The organism is Lysobacter sp. A378 (genome assembly GCF_054052125.1).
Window position 1 is genome coordinate 883,432 of sequence record NZ_JBSVRK010000002.1, and the last position, 20,412, is coordinate 903,843.

Annotated in this window: 12 protein-coding genes and 1 pseudogene; 4 read left to right on the forward strand and 9 right to left on the reverse strand. The window is 65.6% G+C overall.

The features are described from left to right. Positions 1-4 precede the first annotated feature (4 nt). From ACW7G1_RS09885 to ACW7G1_RS09910, 6 genes are all read right to left on the reverse strand, one after another. On the reverse strand, positions 5-826 hold the full coding sequence (locus tag ACW7G1_RS09885; protein ID WP_456979561.1) for a carbohydrate ABC transporter permease: 822 nt from the start codon (positions 824-826) through the stop codon (positions 5-7). Positions 827-845: 19 nt separating this feature from the next. After that, positions 846-1,724: a carbohydrate ABC transporter permease gene (locus ACW7G1_RS09890; RefSeq protein WP_456979562.1), complete on the reverse strand. Its 879-nt coding sequence runs from the start codon at positions 1,722-1,724 to the stop codon at positions 846-848. Then, positions 1,721-3,073 (reverse strand): sugar ABC transporter substrate-binding protein, encoded by a 1,353-nt coding sequence (locus ACW7G1_RS09895; protein WP_456979563.1) that lies wholly within the window; start codon positions 3,071-3,073, stop codon positions 1,721-1,723. The genes ACW7G1_RS09890 and ACW7G1_RS09895 overlap by 4 nt, the downstream gene beginning before the upstream one ends. A 25-nt stretch (positions 3,074-3,098) precedes the next feature. Then, positions 3,099-4,847, reverse strand: coding sequence for a glucoamylase family protein (locus ACW7G1_RS09900; protein WP_456979564.1), 1,749 nt, complete (start codon positions 4,845-4,847; stop codon positions 3,099-3,101). A 3-nt stretch (positions 4,848-4,850) separates the two neighbouring features. Then, positions 4,851-7,865 carry a TonB-dependent receptor domain-containing protein gene (locus tag ACW7G1_RS09905; protein ID WP_456979565.1) on the reverse strand — a complete coding sequence of 1,005 codons (3,015 nt, stop codon included), beginning with the start codon at positions 7,863-7,865 and terminating at the stop codon, positions 4,851-4,853. Positions 7,866-7,965: 100 nt separating this feature from the next. Continuing rightward, positions 7,966-8,265, reverse strand: coding sequence for a YciI family protein (locus ACW7G1_RS09910; RefSeq protein WP_456979566.1), 300 nt, complete (start codon positions 8,263-8,265; stop codon positions 7,966-7,968). A gap of 369 nt (positions 8,266-8,634) precedes the next feature. Here ACW7G1_RS09910 and ACW7G1_RS09915 point away from each other — a divergent pair, with 369 nt between their 5' ends. The 3 genes and pseudogenes from ACW7G1_RS09915 to ACW7G1_RS09925 all read left to right on the forward strand — a co-directional run bounded on the left by ACW7G1_RS09915 (position 8,635) and on the right by ACW7G1_RS09925 (position 11,864). Next, a complete protein-coding gene (locus tag ACW7G1_RS09915; RefSeq protein ID WP_456979890.1) occupies positions 8,635-9,540 on the forward strand; it encodes a segregation and condensation protein A in 906 nt (301 codons plus the stop codon). Positions 9,541-9,606: 66 nt separating this feature from the next. Next, a pseudogene (gene scpB / locus ACW7G1_RS09920) lies at positions 9,607-10,168 on the forward strand (SMC-Scp complex subunit ScpB); the annotation flags it as partial. Positions 10,169-10,331: 163 nt separating this feature from the next. Further along, on the forward strand, positions 10,332-11,864 hold the full coding sequence (locus ACW7G1_RS09925) for a pseudouridine synthase (RefSeq protein WP_456979567.1): 1,533 nt from the start codon (positions 10,332-10,334) through the stop codon (positions 11,862-11,864). 64 nt (positions 11,865-11,928) lie between these two features. Here the strand turns inward: ACW7G1_RS09925 and ACW7G1_RS09930 are convergent, their stop codons facing one another. After that, complete coding sequence (locus tag ACW7G1_RS09930) at positions 11,929-13,749, reverse strand: 3-hydroxybutyrate oligomer hydrolase family protein (RefSeq protein ID WP_456979568.1); 1,821 nt, start codon at positions 13,747-13,749, stop codon at positions 11,929-11,931. 119 nt (positions 13,750-13,868) lie between these two features. On the opposite strand from ACW7G1_RS09930, the gene ACW7G1_RS09935 reads away from it, so the two are divergent. Then, complete coding sequence (locus ACW7G1_RS09935) at positions 13,869-14,534, forward strand: response regulator transcription factor (protein ID WP_456979569.1); 666 nt, start codon at positions 13,869-13,871, stop codon at positions 14,532-14,534. Between the two features lie 33 nt (positions 14,535-14,567). On the opposite strand, the gene ACW7G1_RS09940 is transcribed toward ACW7G1_RS09935, so the two are convergent. Together ACW7G1_RS09940 and ACW7G1_RS09945 are read right to left on the reverse strand one after the other, a co-directional pair. Beyond that, positions 14,568-17,942, reverse strand: coding sequence for a PAS-domain containing protein (locus ACW7G1_RS09940; protein WP_456979570.1), 3,375 nt, complete (start codon positions 17,940-17,942; stop codon positions 14,568-14,570). Between the two features lie 101 nt (positions 17,943-18,043). Next, entirely contained in the window at positions 18,044-20,293 is a 2,250-nt protein-coding gene (locus ACW7G1_RS09945; RefSeq protein WP_456979571.1) for a TonB-dependent receptor, read from the reverse strand. Between the last annotated feature and the right edge of the window lie 119 nt (positions 20,294-20,412).

Below are 20,412 nucleotides of genomic sequence, written 5' to 3' on the forward strand. Positions count from 1 at the left end.
TCCTTCAGCCCTTGACGCTGCCCACCAGCAAACCCTGCATGTAATAGCGCTGCAGCACCAGGAACAACACCAGTACCGGCAGCACGGTGACCACCGAGCCGGCCATCATCAGTTCGTTGTCCTGCACGTGCTCGCGCGACAGCGACGCCAGCGCCACCGGCAGCGTGTACAGGTCGGCATCACTGAGCACGATCAATGGCCACATGAAGTCGTTCCAGGCGGCCAGAAAGCTGAAAATCGCGAGCGTCACCAGGATCGGCTTGAGCGCCGGCAGCACGATCTGGAAGAAGATCCGGAACTCGCCGGCGCCATCGATCCTCGCGGCCTCCAGAAGTTCATCCGGGATCGAGCGCGCGTACTGGCGGACCAGGAAGATGCCGAAAATACCCGCCATGCCGGGCACGATCGCCGCGGCATAGGTATTCACCAGCCCGACCTGCTTGAGCATCAGGAACAACGGCATCATCGCCACCTGCGCCGGGATCACCAGCGCCGCCAGCAGCACCCGGAATACCGGCTCGCGACCGGCAAAGCGCAGCTTCGCAAAGGCGTAACCAGCCAGGGTGTTGAGCAACACGGCGATCAGTGTGGTCAACGTCGCCACCAGGAAGCTGTTGAACAGGTAGCGGCCCATCCCGGCCTTGGCGAACAGCTCGTGGTAGTTGCCCCACGTCGCCGCGGACGGCAACAACGGCGGTGGGAAGCTGCTGGCCTCCCCGGGCTGCATGAATGACACCGACGCCATCCACAGCAACGGCGCCAGGCTCAAAACGCCCAACGCGAGCATCAGGCCGTTGACGATGCTCTGGGCGATGCGCGGGCTCATGCGCCCTCCCCGGCCCGCATCATTCGGCTCCCTTGCGTCGCGCGAACCACAACAACGCGCTGGTGATGGTGGTCATCAGCACGAACAACAGAAACGCGACCGCCGATGCGTTGCCCAGGTTCCACCACTTGAAGCCCTCCTCGTACATCAGGTACAGCACGCTGACGGTGCTCTGCAGCGGCCCGCCCTGGGTCATCACGTAGGGCTCGGCAAACAGTTGAAAGTAGCCGGCCAGGGTCAGGATGGTGACCAGCAACATCACCGGCCCCAGCATCGGCAGGGTGATATGCCAGAACTGCCGCCAGCGCGAGGCGCCATCGATGCGCGCGGCTTCGTACAGATCCTCCGGGACCGCCTGCAGGCCGGCGATGAAGATGATCATGTTGTAGCCGAAGTTCTTCCACACCGCGAACGCGATGATGGTCGGCATCGCCCAGTGCGGGTCGCCGAGCCAGTCGACCGGGTTGACGCCGACTCCCGACAGCGCCCAGTTCACCAGTCCGTAGCGGGTGTGGAACAGGTACCGCCAGATCACCGCCACCGCCACCACGGTGGTTACCACCGGCGCGAAAAATGCCGTGCGGAACAGCGGCTTCAGCAGCCCGAGCTTCGAGTGCAGCAGCAAGGCGGCGCCCAGCGACACCGCGATCGACAGCGGCACCCCGACCACCACGAAGTACAGCGTATTGCCCAGCGCCTTCCAGAACAGCGGCGTTTGCAGCAATTCGATGTAGTTGCCCAGGCCCACGAAACGCAGGTTGCCGATGTCGGCCAGGGCGTAGATGTCGAAGTCGGTCAGGCTCAGTGCAAATGCGGCGAACACCGGCACCCCGAAAAACAGGCCGATGACGATGAGTGCGGGCGCGGCGAAGATCCAGCCGGCGGTTGAGGACTTCATGGCGCAACCTGCCCCGGGTCGCTGTCGGGCTCGACTTCGCGGCCGCTGTCGTTGTCGCGATCACTTTCGCGGTCCAGCATCCAGCGGCGCTTCTCCAGTATCGCGTCGGTGCGACGGTCAAGCTCTGCGGCCGCTTCGTCCACGCTCAGCCGGCCGGCGACCATGCGTTCGCTGACCACCAGCATCTCGTTGGCGATGCGCTCCCATTCGGGCACCTTCGGCGTGGGTTTGGCGCGCTCCAGCTGGTCGCGGAAGGCACGCGCGTAGACATCCTCGACCAGCGCATCGCTTTGCCATGCGCTGCGTCGCGGTGGCAGGTCACCGGTGCGGGCATGGAAACGGGCCTGGATCTCAGGGCGCGACAAAAAACTGATCCACTCCCATGCCGCGTCCTTGTGCGGGGAGTCGCTGAAGATTACGAAGCTCGTTCCGCCGGCCACCGATGCACCGGGGCCGTCGGGGCCGGGCAGCGGCATGGTCATCCACGCCTCCGACAGCTCGGCCGGCAGGCGCTTGCGGAACTCGGCGATATTCCACGGCCCGCTGAGGTAGAACGAGAAAAAGCCACGCCCGAACTCATCCCAGACGTTGGAGATCTGGGTATTGGCGACCTGCGGCGCCCAACCCTTGTCGAACATCTCCTTGTAGAACGCCAGCGCACGCTTGAACCCCGGGCTGCGGAAGTTGCCGTAACGGCCACCGTCGCGCAGCAGCGGCTCGGGCTGTTGCATGGCCAAATTGAGCAGCGGCTCGAACTCGTTCAGCGGCAGCAGGATCGCGTACCGGTCGGGGCCAACCATCTGCTTGATCGCGGCCATCGCGGTACGCCATTCGTCCCATGTGGTCGGCGGCTGGTCGAACCCGGCTTGGCGCAGCAAGTCGCGCCGATAGAACGGCAGGCGGGTTTCCACGTACCACGGCACCGCATAGGTATGGCCGTCCACCACGCCGCTGTCCCAGGCGCCGGGAAAGTAGTCTTGCGGGTCGAGTTGTGGGGTCGCCGCGATGTGCGGTTCCAGCTCCGTCAACGCTCCCAGCAGTGCGAACTCGGGAATCCACGTATTGCCGATGGCGCAAACGTCCGGCAAGGAATCGCCCGCGTAGGCGGTCAGCAGCTTCTCATGGGCGGCGGTCCAGGGCAGCTGCTGCAACGCAATGCGGATGTGCGGGTGTTCGCGCTCGAACTGGGGCACCAGCTCGGCGACAACTTCGCCTTCATAACCCATCGCCCAGAACTCGACCACGGTACTGCCGTCGTCCTCGCGCGAGCAGCCGGCCAGCAACAACAGGCACAGGGCCAGCGAGAGAATGCCACCGACGCAGGCCGTATCCGATATCCACCGCTTCATGCTCACCTTGGCATCTTCATGCCGCTCACGGCACCGGCAACAGCACCGGGGCGGGTTCCGCGGGTGGCTGCCGCGAACGTGCCTCGGCCTGCCCCATCGCACGGGCAGCGGCGGCTTCCGGGTCGGCTGGCGCCGGGGCAGGATTCTTGCCTTGCCCCTCCGCCTGTCCTTCCTCCGACTCCGACTCCGACTCCGACTCCGACTCCGGCTGCGGCTCCGGTGCCAGCCAGCCACCGGTAAACCCGGCGCGCTCCAGGCCGGCACGGATGTACTTGTTGCGTTTCATGACATCCCAGACGAAATCATTGCGGTAGTTCGCGATCATGGTCAGGATCGGCCCCTGATCGATCCCGATGTAGTCGCTGGACACCCAGCCCTTGCCCGGCACGATGCGCCCGTTCTTCAGCGGGATGTCGTAATTGAAGCTGGGGTTGAAGGCATCCAGGAACCCATAGCTGGAGTACAGGAAACTCCCGTAGCGCTTGTGCATCTCCACCGTTGCCGGGATCACGATCTCGGGCGCGAACGGCAGCGACGCAATCGCCGCCGTCGGCGCAATCGTGCCGTCGTCGAAGTTGATGCTCAACCCCGCGCCACGGGCGGTGTAATGGTGGAACTGGCGCTGCTCACCGGCATACTCCTGCAAGGTGTTCTGCGGACCGTCACTGGCAGTCAGTCCCCAGACATTCTCGCCATACCCTTTCCAGCCCATCGGGTTGGCAATGGCGTAAGCGCGGTGGGCGTAGGCGGCGCGGCGGCTGTTCTCGAAATAGTCGATCCCGCGCTCACGCATGTACTCGTCCCGGATGCCGCGAAAGTCGATCCAGACATGGCTGAACTGATGGCCGAACAACGGCCCGAATGACAGGTATTCCTCGCCTTGGTAAACCCCCCAGACGTTATTGTAGGTCCGCGTCCAGACCGTCCATGCCTCCGGCTCCACCGGGTGGGTGGGCGAGCCCAACGCCAGCACGTACAACAGCATCGCCTCGTCGTAGCCCTTCCAGTCGTACTCGATGAAGCCGCTCTCGGGATACCAGCCCATTGATATCAACGGCGGGTTGCGCTGCAGCCAGGTCCACTCGACGCGGCGGTACAGCTCATCGGCGATCTCGCGGATCTCCACCGCGCGCGGATCGTCGCCCTCGTAGTACGACTGTGCAAACAGCACGCCCATCATCAGCAGGCCGGTATCGACGCTGGACAGCTCGACCCAGCTGGAATAACGCTCACCGCTGTCGATATCCAGGAAGTGATAGAAGAAACCGTGCCATGCGCCGTCGCCCGTCGCCTCCTTGCCGCTGGGAATGTCTCGCAGGAACTTCAGCGTGGTCAGGGTACGGTCGAGCGCCTGGGTACGGCTGATCCAGCCATTCTCGATCCCGATCGGGTAGGCGGTCAGCGCGAACCCGATGGCGGCAACACTGGAAAACGGGCGCGACGGGTAGCGGTCCGGGGTCAGGCCGTTGCGCTCGTTGGTGGTGTCCCAGAAAAACTGGAACGTACGCCGCTCGATATCGTCGAACAGCTCGGGCAGCACCGGCTTTTCCGGCACCGCCTCCACCACCGGCTCGGCCGGCGGCGTGACCTGTACCTGTTGTGTCTGTTGTGCCTGCTGGATCTGCTCCTGGCGCGCCTCGACCGAGGTCTTCGGCGGCTCCGCTGGTTTACACGCAAACAGCAACAACGAACACAGCAACACTGCAACCAGCCGGCCCGCACCGCCACGACGTGGCTCTATGGCACTCGGCGGCGAAACGGGCGATACCGTCATGCGTTACCAGTCCAGGCCAAACGACAGTTTGAAGGTGCGCGTGGGCAACAAAATCCCATCGCCATTGCGCTCAGCGAATGTCAGGTTGGGATCATCGGGCCCGCCACGCCAGTTGTCGTAGTCGGTCCAGTTGCGCCAGTTGAAGGCGTTGATCAGGTCGGCGCGCGCCCACAAACGCAGCTCGCTGCCGGTATCCCATTCCTTCTGCAACGCCAGGTCGAACTGCTTGAACCCGATCGACTCATCAGGGATGAAGGGATCGAAATAGCAATTGTCGAAGGTCGCCGCCGCGTAACAGTTGGTGGCATCGCGAGCGACCGGACTGGCCAGACTCAGCTTCGCCGATACGGTGATCCCCCACGGTGCATCGTAGATGCCGGTGGTCACCAGGCGGTGCTTGGCGATCCCCACCGAGCGCAGGAATGGCTGCCCCACCAGGTCGCCGTAGTCGAACAGATAATGCTCGTCGGCATTGGCCGCGTTGAGGCGGTTCTCCTTGGCGTCACTGTAGGTATAGGCGATGGTCACCCCCCAGCCCGAGTCCTGGGTGTAGGGCTTGTTCATCGATAGCAGCAGGCTGTTGAGCTTGGTCTCGATACCATTGCGGGCAATCAGCAGTTTGCCGTAACCCGGGATCAGGTTGTTCTCCGGGTTGTTTCCCCAGGTGGCGTCGGGCTTGGCCGGGTCGCGGAAGTCACCGTTCGGATACCGGTTGCCCAGCGCGAAGTAGATGCCGTCGTAGCTGCGGATATGGGCCAGGGTGACCGAGCTGTCCCAGTCGTGGCCGCCCAGGGTGATCATGTTGCGCATGCCCAGGCTGTACTGATCCGAATAGGGCGTCTTCAGGTCGTTGTCGATCAAGTTGATTTCCACCCCCTGGTTGGGATTTCCCGCCACCAGTTGCGCCAACCGGTCCGGATCCAGGTACGCCGGGTCCCACGCCAGGCAGTTGTCGACGCCAACCTCGCAGGCGTGTTGCGCAGTGTCGAACCGGTACTGGTAGCTGGGGAAGGTGTGCTTGGCTTGCTCCAGCGCCAGGTAATCAAACAGGTTGCGGTCGTAGGAGCGGCCGGCGCCACCGAAGATCACATGACGGCTGTCGGCGTTGAGGTCGTAGGAAAACCCCAACCGTGGCTGCCAGGCATTTTTGAACGCCTCGCGGTTGCTGCCGGTGGAGATGAAATTCTCGATGTCGTAGTTGGCGCCGTCGAGGTTGGCCCAGTCGCGCAGCGCCGCGGCGATGCCCGGATCGGTCTGGTAATCCAGGAACCCCGGCGTCTGCTCGTAATCCCAGCGCAGGCCGAGGTTCAGGATCAGGTGCTCATTGACCTCCCAATCGTCCTGCACATAGATACCAAACTGCTTGTTGCGGGAACTGATCGCGCGGTCGCCGGTAATGGTGCTGGCATTGAAGTTGACCTGGTACGGCAGCATCGGGTCGCCGGCGATGTCGTAACGGAACTGCGGGTTGTACGGCTGTTGCTCGAAGGAGCTGACCTTGACGCTCTTGAACTTGATGCCGGCCTTGACCGTGTGCCCGGCCCAGCCAAAGAACGTGAAATCGTCTTGCAGCCCGTAACCTTCCTGGCCCTTGTCCTGGTAGTCGGCGCCACCGCCGGAGGCCAGCACCAGCCGCTCCTGTGGATTGCCCTCGTCGTCCAGTGGCCAGGTGTAGAGCTGGTAACCGGGCGCGATCACGTTCGAGCGTGGACTCCAGTAGCTTTCCTCATAGGTGAGATGGACGTCATTGAGCCAGTCCTCGGCGTTGAACTGGTGGCGCAGGTCGATCCGCGTCTCCTCGTTGTTGTCGGTCTTGGCGCGGCTGGCGGTATTGACGCCGCTATCGAGCAGCAGGCCCTCCTCGACCCGGTGCTTGGCGGTCAACTCGACCAGTTGGCTGTCACTGGCCTGCCAGCTCAATTTGCCGAAGTACAGGTCCTCGTTGAAGGTGGCCTGGTTGTTGCCAATCAGCGGGCGCAGGTGCGCGGGCAACTGGTCCACGGTGAAGTTCTCACCGATACGCACTTCACGCGGCTGGGAGTAATCCTTGGCCTCGTAGGTGACAAAGAAATGCAGCTTGTCCTGGATGATGGGGCCGCCCAGGGCAAATCCGTATTGCTCCTCGCTCGAGGGTACCTTCTCGCCGGCCTTGTCCTCGCGCACGGTCGGCGCGCGCCACTGGTCCGAGGTGCGGTCCCAGAAGAAACTGCCGTCGAACTGGTTGCCGCCGGACTTGGTGACCGCCGTCACCGCGGCGCTGCTGATCTGGTCGTATTCGGCCTTGTAGTTGGAGGTGATGACCTTGTACTCGCCGATCGCCAGTTGCGGGAACGGGTTGCCCCGGCTGCTGTCCTGCCCGCTGATGCCGCCCTTGAGCACGTAGTTCTTCTGGCCGACGCCATCGATGAATACATTGATGCCGTTGGACGACTGGGCGCCGCTGCGCAGACTGGTGTAACCACTCTCCCCGGAGCCCGAGAACTGCATGCCCGGGACCGTGTCGGCGAAGGCCAGGAAGTTGCGCGATACCTGCGGCAGCGCCTCGATCTGTTTCTGACTGACGTAGGTCGCCACCTCCGAGGTCTTGGTCTCCACCAGCGCGTGCGCCGTGACCTGCACCGTCGCCATTTCAGTAGCCTCGCCCACCGGGCCGGTCTCGGCCATCCCACCTGCCGCCAGGTCCAGTGTCGCCGTCTGGCCAACCCTCACGGTCACCACCTGGGAATTGCTGCGGTCACCGGCGGTGACTTCGACCCGATAGTTCCCCGGTGGCAGTCCTGCCAGCGAATAGCGGCCGTCGGCAGAAGACTGGACGCTGCGGGTCAGTCCGCTGGCCAAGTTGGTCGCCGTCACCTGGGCATTGTCGGCCGGCGCCGCATCAAGGGTGACCTGGCCACGGATCGTGGCGGCGGTGCTCTGCGCAAGTACGGTGGGGGCGGCGAACGCGAGGCAACAGGCCAATGCACAGGCGAGCAGCCTCGGGGTCGGACGGCGGAGACGATGCGGACACGGCTTCATTAGCAGTTCCTCGATCCAGCGTTCAATCGACTCTACCCGTTTTACACCCGATGTTTTCGCCCGATGCGGCGCAATACCGATCCCATCGGCACGCCCGGAGTCAGGGCAATACCGGGTTGAACGGTCGCACCTCGGTGCGCACGTAGACCTTCGCGTCAACGTAGGGATCGGCTTGCGCCCAGTCACGGGCGGCCTCCAGGGATTCAAATTCGGCCACCACCACGCTGCCGCTGAAGCCCGCCGGACCGGGGTCTTGTGCATCAATCGCCGGACACGGGCCGGCCAGCAGCAATCGACCCGCATCGCGCAGCGCCGTCAGCCGGGCGAGGTGTTCCGCCCGCGCCTTCTTCCGTCGCGCCAGCACATCGTCGCCGTCATACCCCTCGATCACGTACCACATGGCTTGTATTCCTCCTGGATGTCGCTGAATTGTAGGTCACACTCCCGCAGAAGCCGCTGGACAGCGGTTTCGCCAGCCCGTACCCTACGAACAACCTGAGGCCACTGAGCCGTTTGCCGAAGACGTCCGAGCGCCCTGCATGGCACTACGTCTTCCACGGTCCACGTTCAACGCCACAGCGCGACACTCCAAGCCTGGAATTTCTGAAACCGTTTGCCGCCACGCGTTGCCGCCACGCTGCCACGTGGTGCGACTACCGGGGTCGCTGGAACGATTTCCCCGGCCGTGTTCCGTTCTTCCGATATTGCAGCGCCACGACCCAGAGGGGGTCGGCCCCGCATGACAAACGATCCCGCGCCCGACGCGAGCATGCAAAATTTGACGCTGGTCCAGGATGGGGACGCCTCACGGTTGGCGCCACCGCGCCAGCAGGAAATGCCGCTCGCCATGGTGCACGGCCAGCCGGTACTGCAGATTCCGCAGGACCTGTACATTCCTCCGGACGCGCTGGAAGTCATCCTCGACGCATTTGAAGGACCGCTGGACCTGTTGCTGTACCTGATCCGCCGGCAGAATCTTGAGATCCTCGACATCCCGGTGGCCGAGATCACCCGCCAGTACGTCGACTACATCCAGGCCATGCACCATTTGCGCTTCGAGCTGGCCGCCGAATACCTGGTGATGGCCGCGATCCTGGCCGAGATCAAGTCGCGGATGTTGCTACCGCGCGCCATGGCCGAGGAGGACCTGGAAGACGACCCCCGCGCCGAGCTGGTACGCCGGCTGCAGGAGTACGAACGTTTCAAGAAGGCGGCCGAAGACATCGATGCCCTGCCCCGGCAGGATCGCGATACCGCTCCTGCGAACGCGTTCGTTCCGGATCGGGCATCAATCAAGCTACCGCCGGAGGTCGACCTGCGCGAGATGTTGTTGGCCCTGCACGACGTGTTCAAACGCGCCGAGCTGTACACCGAACATGCCATCAAGCGCGATGCGCTGAGCGTGCGCCAGCGGATGGCGGAGCTTCTGGCGCGACTGGAAGATGGCGCGTTTCACCGTTTCGAGAGCCTGTTTGAAGTGCACGAAGGCCGGCTCGGCGTGGTGGTCACGTTTCTCGGCCTGCTCACCCTGGCCAAGGAACAACTGGTCGACATCGTCCAGGAAGCCGCATTGGCGCCCATTTATGTCAAGTCACTGGCGCTTGGTACCGACCCGTCGGAGATCCAACTCAGCGACGAGTTCGACCAGGCGGCCAACGACGACGCCACACCCTGAGCGGCAACGCCCGCGCACGGCCCCAAAGCTATTTTTCACCACAGAATCATCGCCATAGAATCATCCATGGACCAAATCCTGATTACCCGAATCGTCGAGGCCGCGTTGCTCGCCGCCAGCCAGCCGCTGACGGTGGCCCAGCTCAACGAGTTGTTTGCCGCCGACGTCGCCAGCGGCGAACCGTCACCGACCGGCGGCGTCGCCCAGGCACTGGAAACACTGCAGGGCGACTGCGCCGATCGGGGCGTCGAACTGGTGGAGCTGGCGTCGGGATTCCGCTACCAGGTCAAGGCCGACGTCCACCCCTGGGTCGCGCGCCTGTGGACCGAGCGCCAGACCCGCTACACCCGCGCCACGCTGGAAACGCTGGCGTTGATCGCCTACCGGCAACCGGTCACCCGCGGGGAGATCGAGCAGGTGCGCGGCGTGGCGGTCAGCAGCAACATCATCCGTGCGCTGGAAGAACGCGAATGGATCCGCGTCGTCGGCCATCGGGATGTCCCCGGTCGGCCGGCCTTGTTTGGCACCACCCGGGGCTTCCTGGACTACTTCGGACTCAAGCGGCTGGACGAGTTGCCGCCGCTGTCGGAGCTGAAGGAAATCGGCGAGCTGGAGCCACAACTGCGCTTCAACGACAAGGACGCGCCCGATCCACCCCAGACCATCGACGCCGGAAGCATCGGTGTCGATGCAGACGAACCCACCACCGCCAACCCGGCCATCGACGCGATGCCGGGAACCGCACCACTCGAAGAAGACGACGCCTCGCTGGTCTCGTCGGAGCAACAGAAATGACTGAAGAAACCCGCGGCAAGCTTTCCCTCAAGCACGGCAACGACGCCGGTGACAACCCCGCTGTGCGCATGCAGGAACGCCTGCACAAAGTGCTCGCGCAGGCTGGTCTCGGCTCGCGCCGGGCACTGGAACAACGCATCGCCGATGGCCTGATCAAGGTCAATGGCGAGGTCGCCCAGGTCGGCGTATCCATCGGCAGTGGCGACAAGGTCGAGATCGACGGCCGCCACTTCATCGCCAGCGCGCTGACCGAAGCGTCCCGGGTGTTGATGTACAACAAGCCCGAAGGCGAGGTCACCACGCGCGAGGACCCCGAAGGTCGCCCGACCATCTTCGACGCCCTGCCGGCGCTGAAGGGCGCGCGCTGGATCGCGATCGGCCGGCTGGACATCAACACCACCGGCCTGCTGATGCTGACCACCGATGGTGAGTTGGCCAATACCTTGATGCACCCCTCCTTCGAGGTGTCGCGCGAGTACGTCTGCCGGGTGCGTGCGCCCGAAGGCCAGGACCACGTGGAAGATGCCATTGCCGACCGCCTCAAACGCGGCGTCACACTGGAGGACGGCCCGGCGAAGTTCGATGAGGTCGAGCGCATCGGCGGTGCGGACTCGCACGACTGGTTCCGGGTCGTGGTGAAGGAAGGACGCAACCGCGAAGTCCGTCGCCTGTGGGAATCACAAGGCTGTCAGGTCAGCCGCCTGAAGCGGATCAAATACGGCTCGGTCGACCTGCCCCGCGAATTGCTGCGCGGCCAGTCGCAGGAGCTGACGACCGAGCGTGTCGAGAGTCTGCGCAAGGGCCTGGGACTGGAAGATGGCGCACCGTCGGCGCTGACCCTGCAGCCGGTGATTGGCCAACGCAAGGCGGCCCGTTCGACCATCAACCTCACTGGCAGGGCACAGAGTCCCGGCTACGTCGGTGGCCATGTCACTTCGGCCGACGAGGGCCGCGAGTTGCGCCGTTTCGACAATGTTCGGGAGGACCGTGGTCGCGGCCGTGGTGCGCCCAAGCGGCATGGCGGACTGACCGTCAGCGGTGAAGCCGCCGCCAAGCAGTCGCAAAAGCCGTTCAAGCAGCGCGCCCCGAAGGGCCAGCAGCCATTACCGGACGGCAACCCCGCCGCATTCCGCAGCTGGTACGTGCCTGACGGCGTGAATACCGGCCCCACCGGTCACCGCAACGCGGATGGCCGCACCCCGAAGCCGTATGGCAAGCCGGGTGGCGGTCACGGGCGTCCGGGCGGCGCGGGTCGTCCGGGCGCTGGCCGTCCGGGTGGTGGCCAGGGACGCAACGATCGCGGTCCAGCCAGCTCGCCCAGCTTTCCGTCCGACCATGCCAATCCGGGCGGGTTCAATCCCTACGGCGACAAGTCACGCAGCACGCGCGCTCCCGGCGGTCGACCGGCCAATAAACCCGGTGGCAATCGTTCCGGCGGCCCGGGCGGCCCAGGCGGTCCGCGTCAGGGCGGTCCGCGCAGTGGCGGACGCCCAGGTAGCGGCGGACGCGGGGGTTCGCGCGGCGCCTGATACGCAGTAATCCCTGATCGAATGCCGCACGGCGGTATTCGATCAGGGAGAGATAACGGCGTGATCAGCGTGGAATCGCCAGGTGGCGTGCTTCCAGCCGATTCCCCGCGCCGCGCGGGATGGTCTCGATCACGGCGTCTGCCGGCATCGGCGCACCTGCTTGCAAGTGCGCCCAGGTCCGATCCAGCGCCTCATGGACATACGGCAGCAACGGCAGGTACTGCGCGCCGTAGACCGGCAGGCCGAGGAACCCATCGAAATGCTGTGCGTTGCGCACCTGCCAGTAGTGCACGTCGCGGCCAGCGGCCTGCGCGGCGGCGACATACGGCGCGCTGCTGAACGCCGGTGGGATCAGGCCGTCATCGAGTCCGTGGATCACCATGATCGGCAGGTCCGTACGCGGCAGGCTGGCGCGCACGGCAGCGATGCCTTCGCGTACGCGTTCGGCGTCCGCACCTTCGCCATCCCACAACCCGCGCAGGCATTGCAGTTGGGCCAACGGGGCGTCGGGATCGAGCGCCGGCGCGATGATGGCGACACCGGCTCCGGGCGGGATACCCCCACCATCCGCCGACCAGGCGGCGCGGTCGACAGCCGTCGCGGGGCGTGGCGTGCCTGCCTGGGTCTGCGCGGCAAACGAATATCCACACGGATGCTCGGCCACGCCGTAGCGGCCATAAGTGGAGGCGTATGTCACCGCCACCGAGCGCCACAAATCGAACGCCACGCTGATTGAGCCGGCCCGCAATGCCGCGTCGGTCCAGCCGTTCGCGTGCAGGGTGTCGTAAGCAGACTTCTGCTGCTCTTCGATGGTCGCGCCCGTCACCAGACCGGCTTCGGCCAACGCCGCGCACTGGGCCGCGGCCGTCGGCATCGGCGGGATGCCCAGCACTGGCAACGCACAGGGCATCAGCAACGCCGCCTCGGTGGTGTAGTCATACAACGGGCGCGCACCTGCCACCTGCACGTTCGGCTCACCGGCAACGACCGCATCCAGCCAGTCACCGTCCAGCTCGGCGGCACGCAACACCGCCCCGCCGCCGTTGGAGATGCCGACCGCGATCACCCTGGTGTTGTCGAACTGGAACGCCGGCGAGTCCGGGAATGCGCGGTCCAACGCCAGCAGGGCGAACTCGGCGGCCTGCTTGACGTGCCGGCCCCAGTCCGCCTCGGGGTTGTCACGCGAGTGCGCGTGCTTGACCGCGACGCCGTGGCCGGTCGCCGGCTCCGGCACGAAGGCCAGTGGCTCGTCCGCCGACGGTGCACCCATGGTGCCGTCCAGACGCGCGCCCAGTCCCGCGTCGAGATCGAAGTAGTCGGTGCCGGCACCCTTGTCGGTATAGGCGACCGCGCAACCCTTCGGCAACGCCCACGGCCCCGCAATCGCGATCGCGCCCAGCACTCCGCGCGATCCCGACGCCGGCGCCACCACGATGCAGCGGGCTTCGTGGTCGAAATTGTCGGGTACCTGCACCAGCACGCGATGCGGCTGGCTCGCGCCGGCGACCCGTGCGAATGCCTGGTACTCGCGACCCGGTACCGACGCGACACTGCCGTAAAGCTCGCCATAGCCGCCGCCCGGCGCCAGGTCGGCGATGCCACGCCAGTTGCTCCACGTGGCACGACGGCGCACTTCCTCGACCGTTGGCGCGGCCGGGTCGGCGAATGCCGGTGGGGTCATCGCGCGCAAGCCGTCCAGGCCGAGTCCTGCGGTCAGCAGATCATCATCGGGGCCACGATGCTCGCTGACCCGTATCGGTCCGAATGCCGTCGCGTCGGACTGGTTGGCGGAACTGACGTCGACTGGCGTGCTCCCGGTGTGATGGGCAGGTGTCGCGCAACCGGCCAACACGGCCAAGGCGGCAACCACGGATAACTCAAGCATGGAAAGGTTCATTTGCCGACCTTAGCAAGACCGATGCTCGCCGCCATCGTACTTTCGTACCGTCCGCAATTCCCGGCCGCTTGCTAGGCTGGGCTACTACCTGTCCGACAAATCGTCCGATGCCCACCTTGCTCATTGCCGACGACCATCCGCTGTTCCGGGCCGCACTGCGCGGCGCGGCAGTGGATGCCGTCGCGGATATCACGGTACACGAAGCCGAATCGCTGGATGGCGTGCTGGCCGTGCTGGAAGCGCAAGCCGATGTGGATCTGGTCCTGCTCGACCTGCATATGCCCGGCAACCACGGGTTGGCCGGCCTTGCCGCGATTCGTGCGCAGTACCCGGGCGTCGCCGTCGTGGTGGTGTCGGCCAACGATGATCCACGGGTGGTGCGTCGCGCGCTCGACCATGGCGCCGCGGGCTACCTGCCAAAGAGTTCCGGGCTGGACGAACTGCGCGACGCGATCCGCGCCGTGCTCGGCTGTGAGCAATGGCTGCCGCCATCATTGCGGGCCGCTGTCTCGCGGACGCAAAGCTCCCGGGACGACGCCGACCTCGCCGCGCGGCTGGCGAGCCTGTCGCCGCAGCAGTTCCGGGTGCTGACCCTGGTCGCCCAGGGCTTGCTGAACAAGCAGATCGCCGATCGGCTGGACGTACAGGAACGCACGGTGAAGGCGCATCTGTCGGCCATTTTCGAACGCCTCGGGGTGCGCAACCGGACCCAGGCTGGCGTGGTGCTGCGCGAGTTGGAGCTGACCGACCCGTCGCGGCGAATCGCGGACTGACACCCCAACCCGACGAATCCGCGGGCCTGCGGGCTACAACAGCGGGGCGGTTGCGGGTCGTATCTCGGAGGCGGCAATCAGCCTGTCCAGCACCGACTTCAGCGCCAACGGTTTGAGCGGCTTGGCCAGCAGCGAATAGCCGGCCTCCAGCACGGCCCGGCGCACCGCGTGGGTACCATCGGCGCTGAGCAACAGGGTCGGACGCGGACCGTGCCGTTCACCGAGGTAGGCAGCCAGCGCGATACCGGTATCGCCGTGGTCCAGGTGATAGTCGAACAACCACAGCGACGCGGGAGCCTCCTCCATCCGCTGCTCCGCACTCTCGCGATCCACCGCCGCCGCCACCTCACAGCCCCAGCCGCGCAACACCCCGGCAAGTGCATCCAGCGCCTGGGGGTCGTTGTCGACCAGCAACACCCGCAGGCTGGCGAGACTGCGCGCGGCACGGGGCGCGACGACCGCAGCCGGCGTCGGGGCCTGCACCACCCGCATCGCGAACACCGTGCCCCGGCCCAACGTACTGCGCAACGTCAACGGAGCATGCAGCAACTGGGCGATCCGATCGGCGATCGACAACCCCAGGCCGAGACCCTGCCCCGGGGCATTCTCGCCACGCCGGAACTCCTCGAAGATCGCATCCTGCAGCGCCGGGTCGATACCGGACCCGGTGTCATGCACCTCGATCCGCAGGCCGGCGTGGTCGCGGCGAACGCCGAGCAGGATGCCACCGACGTCGGTATAGCGAACCGCGTTGGCAAGGAAGTTCTGCAGCGCGCGGCGCAGCAATTGTGGATCACTGCGGACCCAGGCACTGGTGCGCACGAAGCAAAACCGCAGTCCCCGCGCCGCCGCAATCGCGCTGAACTCCGACGCCAGCGGTTCGAGCACCTCGGCCAACGGGAAATCCCGTAGCTCGGGTACCAGCCCACCCGCCTCCAGCCGCGACATGTCGAGCAGGCCGGTCAGCAGGTCACTGGTGGAATCCAGCGCACCGCCGATCTGCGCCAGCACCTCACGCTGGGTTTGCCCGGCCAGTTGGGTGTCCAGCGCGTCGGTGAACAACTGCGCGGCGTGCAAGGGCTGCATCAGGTCGTGGCCGATGGCGGCGAGGAAGCGGCTCTTGGCATCGTTGGCGCGCTCGGCCTCGCGGGTGGCTACCTGGAGGTCGGCGGTTCGCTCGGCCACGCGCTGCTCCAGGGTTTCGTTGGCTTGCAACAGGCCCCTCTCGGCATGGCGAAAATCAGTGACATCGGTGAAGGTCGCGACGAATCCGCCGCCGGGCATCGGGTTGCCGCGGATCTCGATGATGTTGCCGTCGGGCAGTACGCGTTCGCTCAGGTGTGGGGTACGGGCGCGCATGAACGCCAGGCGGCGTTCAAGCGCCCGCTCGAGATCGCCCTTGGGAGGCAGTTTTCCCAGCGCCCAACGCGACAGGTCAGCGATTGGCCGGCCCACCTGCAGCAGCTCGGCGGGATACTGGAACAGCTCGGCGTAGCGCCGGTTCCATGCCACCAGACGCAACTGCGCGTCGACCACGCTGATGCCCTGGCTCATGTTCTGCAAGGCGGCCTCCAGGACCCGCTGGTTGAAGCGCAGGTCGGCCGAAGCCTCGCCGACGATCGCGGCGACGGTATCCAGGCCGCGGCCGCCCTCACTGCGGGCCGCATCCAGCAACACCCGCGCCGATGCCGAACCCAACACCGCCGCCAGCTCACGTTCGATCCCGGCCTCGATCGGCACTGGCACCGAGCCAACCGCCGGCACGCCATGCAACAACTGCAGCACCCTTTCCCGTGGCAGGAAACGCATGCCCGCATCCCGGAGCGTCTTCGCGTCCAGCCCACGATAGCTTTGACGCGGTGTATCGCGTCGCCAGATCCAGCCCAACACCGTGGCGATCGTTCCCAGGAACAGGCTCGCCCCCACGGCTCGTCCCAGCCGGCTCCAGCCGGTCAATCCAAACAGTCCATCGGGCGACAGCAGGGCGACGCCAAAAGGTCCGGACTCGATCCACGCCGGTGGCCTGCCGCCCAGCTCGAACATCGTCGGCAACAGCAGCACCCAGGCCCACGCCGCAAACCCGACCGCCACTCCGATCACGGCGGCGCGCGGCGGCGTCTGCGGTCGCCACACCGCGAACCCCAACGCCGGCGCCAGCGTCGCCAGCGCCGAGAACGACACCGCACCGACGTCCGCCAACGCCTCGCTGCCACTGACCAGGCGGCTGTAGCCCCACGCCAGCAGCATGATCACCATGATGCCGCCGCGACGCAGCAGCAACACGCTGCCGCGCAGGTCGCTGCCGTCGTTGCGCGACCACGCTCCACGCAACAAGCCCGGCGCGAACCAGTGGTTGCCAATCATCAGGCCCAGGGTCAGGGTGCTGACCACAACCATCCCCGTGGCGGCGCTCAGCCCCCCCAGGAATGCGAACAGCGCCAGGCCTTCGTGGCCTTGCGACAACGGCAACGCGAGCACGTACATGTCCGATGGCACGCTATCGCCCAGCAGCGCCGCACCGGCGGTCGCCAATGGCAGTACCGGCAGAGCGATCAACACCAGGTACAAGGGGAACTGCCAGCGTGCGGTGCGCACGTCGTCCTCGTCGCGGCATTCGACCACGCCGATATGGAACTGGTGCGGCAGGATGAACATCGCCAATGCACCCAGCAGTACCAGCGGCACGAAGCCGCCGGATGGCTCGGCCGGGGTCGCCGCAGGTAGCTGACCCTGCAATTGCTCCAGGTCCGCCGCGGAGCCGATATCCAGGCCGAACCAGACGAATACCCCAATGGCCAGCATCGCGGCCAGCTTGAACAACGACTCGAACGCGATCGCCAGCACCAGCCCGCGATTGTGCTCGGTCGCGCTCGCGCGCCGGGTACCAAACAGCATCGCGAACACCGCCATCGCCAAGGCGACGTACAACGCACTGTCCTGCCAGGCCGCCGCAGTGCTGCCGGCATCGCTGGTGGTCAGCAAGGCAAAACTCATCGCCACCGCCTTCAACTGCAGCGCGATGTAGGGAATCAGGCCCAGCGCGGCCACCAGGGTGACCGTCGCTGCCAGCCATGCATCCTTGCCCAGTCGGGTGGCGATCAAGTCGGCGATCGAGGTGGCGTTGGTCTCGCGCGCCAGCCGCACCAGCTTGATCATGAAACCGACCGCCAGCGCGTACAGCACGATCGCGCCCAGGAACGTCGGTGGCAGCGGCCAACCGTAGCGCGCGGCCTGGGTAACGGTGCCGTAGAACGTCCACGAGGTGCAGTGCACCGCCAGCGACAACGCGTAGATATGCCGCCAGTGCCGCGCGAACACGGCCGGACGGCGCTCGCCGTACAGCGCGGCGCCGAACATCAATGCAAGCCAGGCCAGGCTTGCCAGTGCGACAGTGGTCAGACTCAGCATGCGGCGAGGATACCCAAAAACAAAACAGCGACGACGAGCCGAAGCCCGCCGCCGCCGGACCGGGGGTCAGCCGGAAGCGGGGTTGCCTGATGGGTTGCAACTCAGAAGTTGTAGCGCACCGACAGGTAGTAGTTCCGTGGCAGGCCGTAGTAGGCCGTCTGGATGTTGCCGACGCTGGCGAACTCCTGGCCCTCGGTCATGTAGACCTCGTCGGTCAGGTTGCGCACGCCGGCACGGACCTGCCACACGTAGGCCGGAGAATCCCAGACGCCATAGGCGCCGGCCACGGTGTAGGCGTCCTGCTTGAGCACGTCGCGGTTGTCCACCGACAGCCAGGTGTCGGCGCGGTACGAGATGTCCGCGCCCAGGGTCAGCATGCCCGCGCCATCCAGTTGGAAGCCATGTTGCAACGCGACGCGCCCGGTGAACTCCGGCGAGAACGGCACGTGGTCATGGTTCAGCGCCGGGTCGTAGCCGAGGTACGTGGGATCCAGGCGGAAGTCATCGAAGCGTGCGTACTTCGCGTCCAGCCAGCCCAGCTGCGCGCTGAGGGTAGTCGACTCGCCCAGCAACGCGATGCCCTCGAACTCGATACCGCTGATGTCGAGCTCGGCGGCGTTGAGTACCGGGAAGGTGCCGACGTCCTGCGAGACCCGCGCCTGGAAGTCGCTGTAATCACTCTTGAATGCCGCCACGCTGCCGCGCAACCGGTTGTCGGCCGAACTCGCCTTCAACCCGACCTCGTAAGTCCAGACGTACTCGGGATCGTATTCGGCGTTCAAGGTGTCATAGACGGTGTTGGCGCGGCCGTTAAAGCCGCCCGACTTGAAGCCGCGGTTGGCCGATACGTAGCCCATGACATTGTCGCTGAAGGCCTTTTGCAGGCTCAGCGACGGCGTCACCGCAGTCCAGTCCGCCTCCGCGCTGAAAGCAACGGTCTCATCGAGCGCCTGGAACGGCGCGCCCCAGAAGGTGCTGGTGGTGCGGTCATATTCCTTGTTGTCACGGGTCCAGCGCACCCCGGCGGCGAGCGACCAGGTCGGGACAAACTCCCAGCTGGCATGGGCGAACGCAGCCACGCTGGTGCTGGTCAGGTCGTCGTCGATCGTGCGCAGGAAGCTGATCGGCATGCCCGCCAGCGCAAACAGGTCATTGGCATAGGCCTCCTGGTGCGACGGCACGTTCTCGCGCATGTAGTAGGCGCCGAAAGTGGCCTGCAGGTTGTCACCGTTGTCGTACTGCAACTGGAATTCCTGGCTGGCCTGGTCCTGGTCCAGCGCCACCAGTACATCGCCGAGCTCGAACTCGGAGGCGTCGATATCGATGAACGAATGGGTCGACAGTTCGCGGTAGGCGCTGATGCTCTTGAACAGCCACTGCGAGTTCAGGTCCCACTCCATCGCCAGCGACGCACCGGAGTGCTCGAGGGACTGGCCGTGTCCCGGCGGGGCAAACGAGGTGCGGGAGCGGTAGTCCCACTCATCCGTCTCCGCCGGGCGCAGCACGACCGGGCCAAACGCCAGGTCAGTCTGCATCAGCGGCGCCATCGGCCGGCCGAGGGTCGGCGCAACGTCCTGCTTGCTGTGGTCCAGTGACAACGTGGCGCGGAACCCGTCACTCGGACGGAAGGCGAACTTCGCGCGCAGCGACTGGGTGTCATCGTTGTTGAAGTCGCGGCCGGTATCGGGGTCGCGGACGTAGCCGTCGTTGCGGACGAAGGCGCCGGCAAGACTGGCGGCGACCGTATCGCTCAGCTGGTGGGCGACATAGAAGCGGCTTTCCAGGCGACCGTAGTCACCGGCCGTCAGCTCGACCGAGCCGCCGGTGTAGTCGAACGGATCCTTGGTGGTGACCTTGATTGCGCCGCCGGTGGAGTTCTTGCCGTAAAGCGTGCCCTGCGGACCGCGCAACACTTCGATCTGGGCGATATCGAACAGCGAGAACATCGAGCCGTTGATGCGCGAGTAGTAGATGTCGTCGACATACATGCCGACACCCGGGTCGAAGGTCTGCAGCGCGTCGGGCTGGCCGATGCCACGGATGAACACGTTGGTGCTGTTGGCCGAGCCGCGGCCCTGGACGATATTGAGGTTGGGCACCGCTCCCTGCAGGCCGGTCACATCACTGGCCTGCAGATCCTTCAGCGCATCCTCGGTGAAGGCGGTGACGGCCACCGGCACGTCCTGGAGCGACTCGGCCCGCCGGCGCGCGGTCACCGTAACCTTGTCCAGCGTCAACGCCTGGTTGTCCGGTGCGGCATCCTCGCTCGCCGGGCTTGTGGACGACTGCGCCCAGGCACATGGCGCGAGCAATGCGGCAACGATGGCGACGGTCAATTGCTTGCGGTACATGCGGTGTCTCCCCTGGAAACTGTCGGATACGGATTGCGTGACGGACCCATGCCGTCATGGCAGCAAGATTAGGAGAGGACGCCCGACGGAACAGTTGTACCTTCGGACAATGCCCCAAT

Excerpts from the sequence above, each read along its gene's own strand:
- ACW7G1_RS09895 (WP_456979563.1), bottom strand. The coding sequence starts at position 3,073 with ATGAAGCGGTGGATATCGGATACGGCCTGCGTCGGTGGCATTCTCTCG.
- ACW7G1_RS09935 (WP_456979569.1), top strand. The coding sequence starts at position 13,869 with ATGCCCACCTTGCTCATTGCCGACGACCATCCGCTGTTCCGGGCCGCA.
- ACW7G1_RS09925 (WP_456979567.1), top strand. The coding sequence starts at position 10,332 with ATGACTGAAGAAACCCGCGGCAAGCTTTCCCTCAAGCACGGCAACGAC.
- ACW7G1_RS09900 (WP_456979564.1), bottom strand. The coding sequence starts at position 4,847 with ATGACGGTATCGCCCGTTTCGCCGCCGAGTGCCATAGAGCCACGTCGT.
- ACW7G1_RS09940 (WP_456979570.1), bottom strand. The coding sequence starts at position 17,942 with ATGCTGAGTCTGACCACTGTCGCACTGGCAAGCCTGGCCTGGCTTGCA.
- ACW7G1_RS09910 (WP_456979566.1), bottom strand. The coding sequence starts at position 8,265 with ATGTGGTACGTGATCGAGGGGTATGACGGCGACGATGTGCTGGCGCGA.
- ACW7G1_RS09885 (WP_456979561.1), bottom strand. The coding sequence starts at position 826 with ATGAGCCCGCGCATCGCCCAGAGCATCGTCAACGGCCTGATGCTCGCG.
- ACW7G1_RS09915 (WP_456979890.1), top strand. The coding sequence starts at position 8,635 with ATGCAAAATTTGACGCTGGTCCAGGATGGGGACGCCTCACGGTTGGCG.
- ACW7G1_RS09890 (WP_456979562.1), bottom strand. The coding sequence starts at position 1,724 with ATGAAGTCCTCAACCGCCGGCTGGATCTTCGCCGCGCCCGCACTCATC.
- ACW7G1_RS09945 (WP_456979571.1), bottom strand. The coding sequence starts at position 20,293 with ATGTACCGCAAGCAATTGACCGTCGCCATCGTTGCCGCATTGCTCGCG.
- ACW7G1_RS09930 (WP_456979568.1), bottom strand. The coding sequence starts at position 13,749 with ATGCTTGAGTTATCCGTGGTTGCCGCCTTGGCCGTGTTGGCCGGTTGC.
- ACW7G1_RS09905 (WP_456979565.1), bottom strand. The coding sequence starts at position 7,865 with ATGAAGCCGTGTCCGCATCGTCTCCGCCGTCCGACCCCGAGGCTGCTC.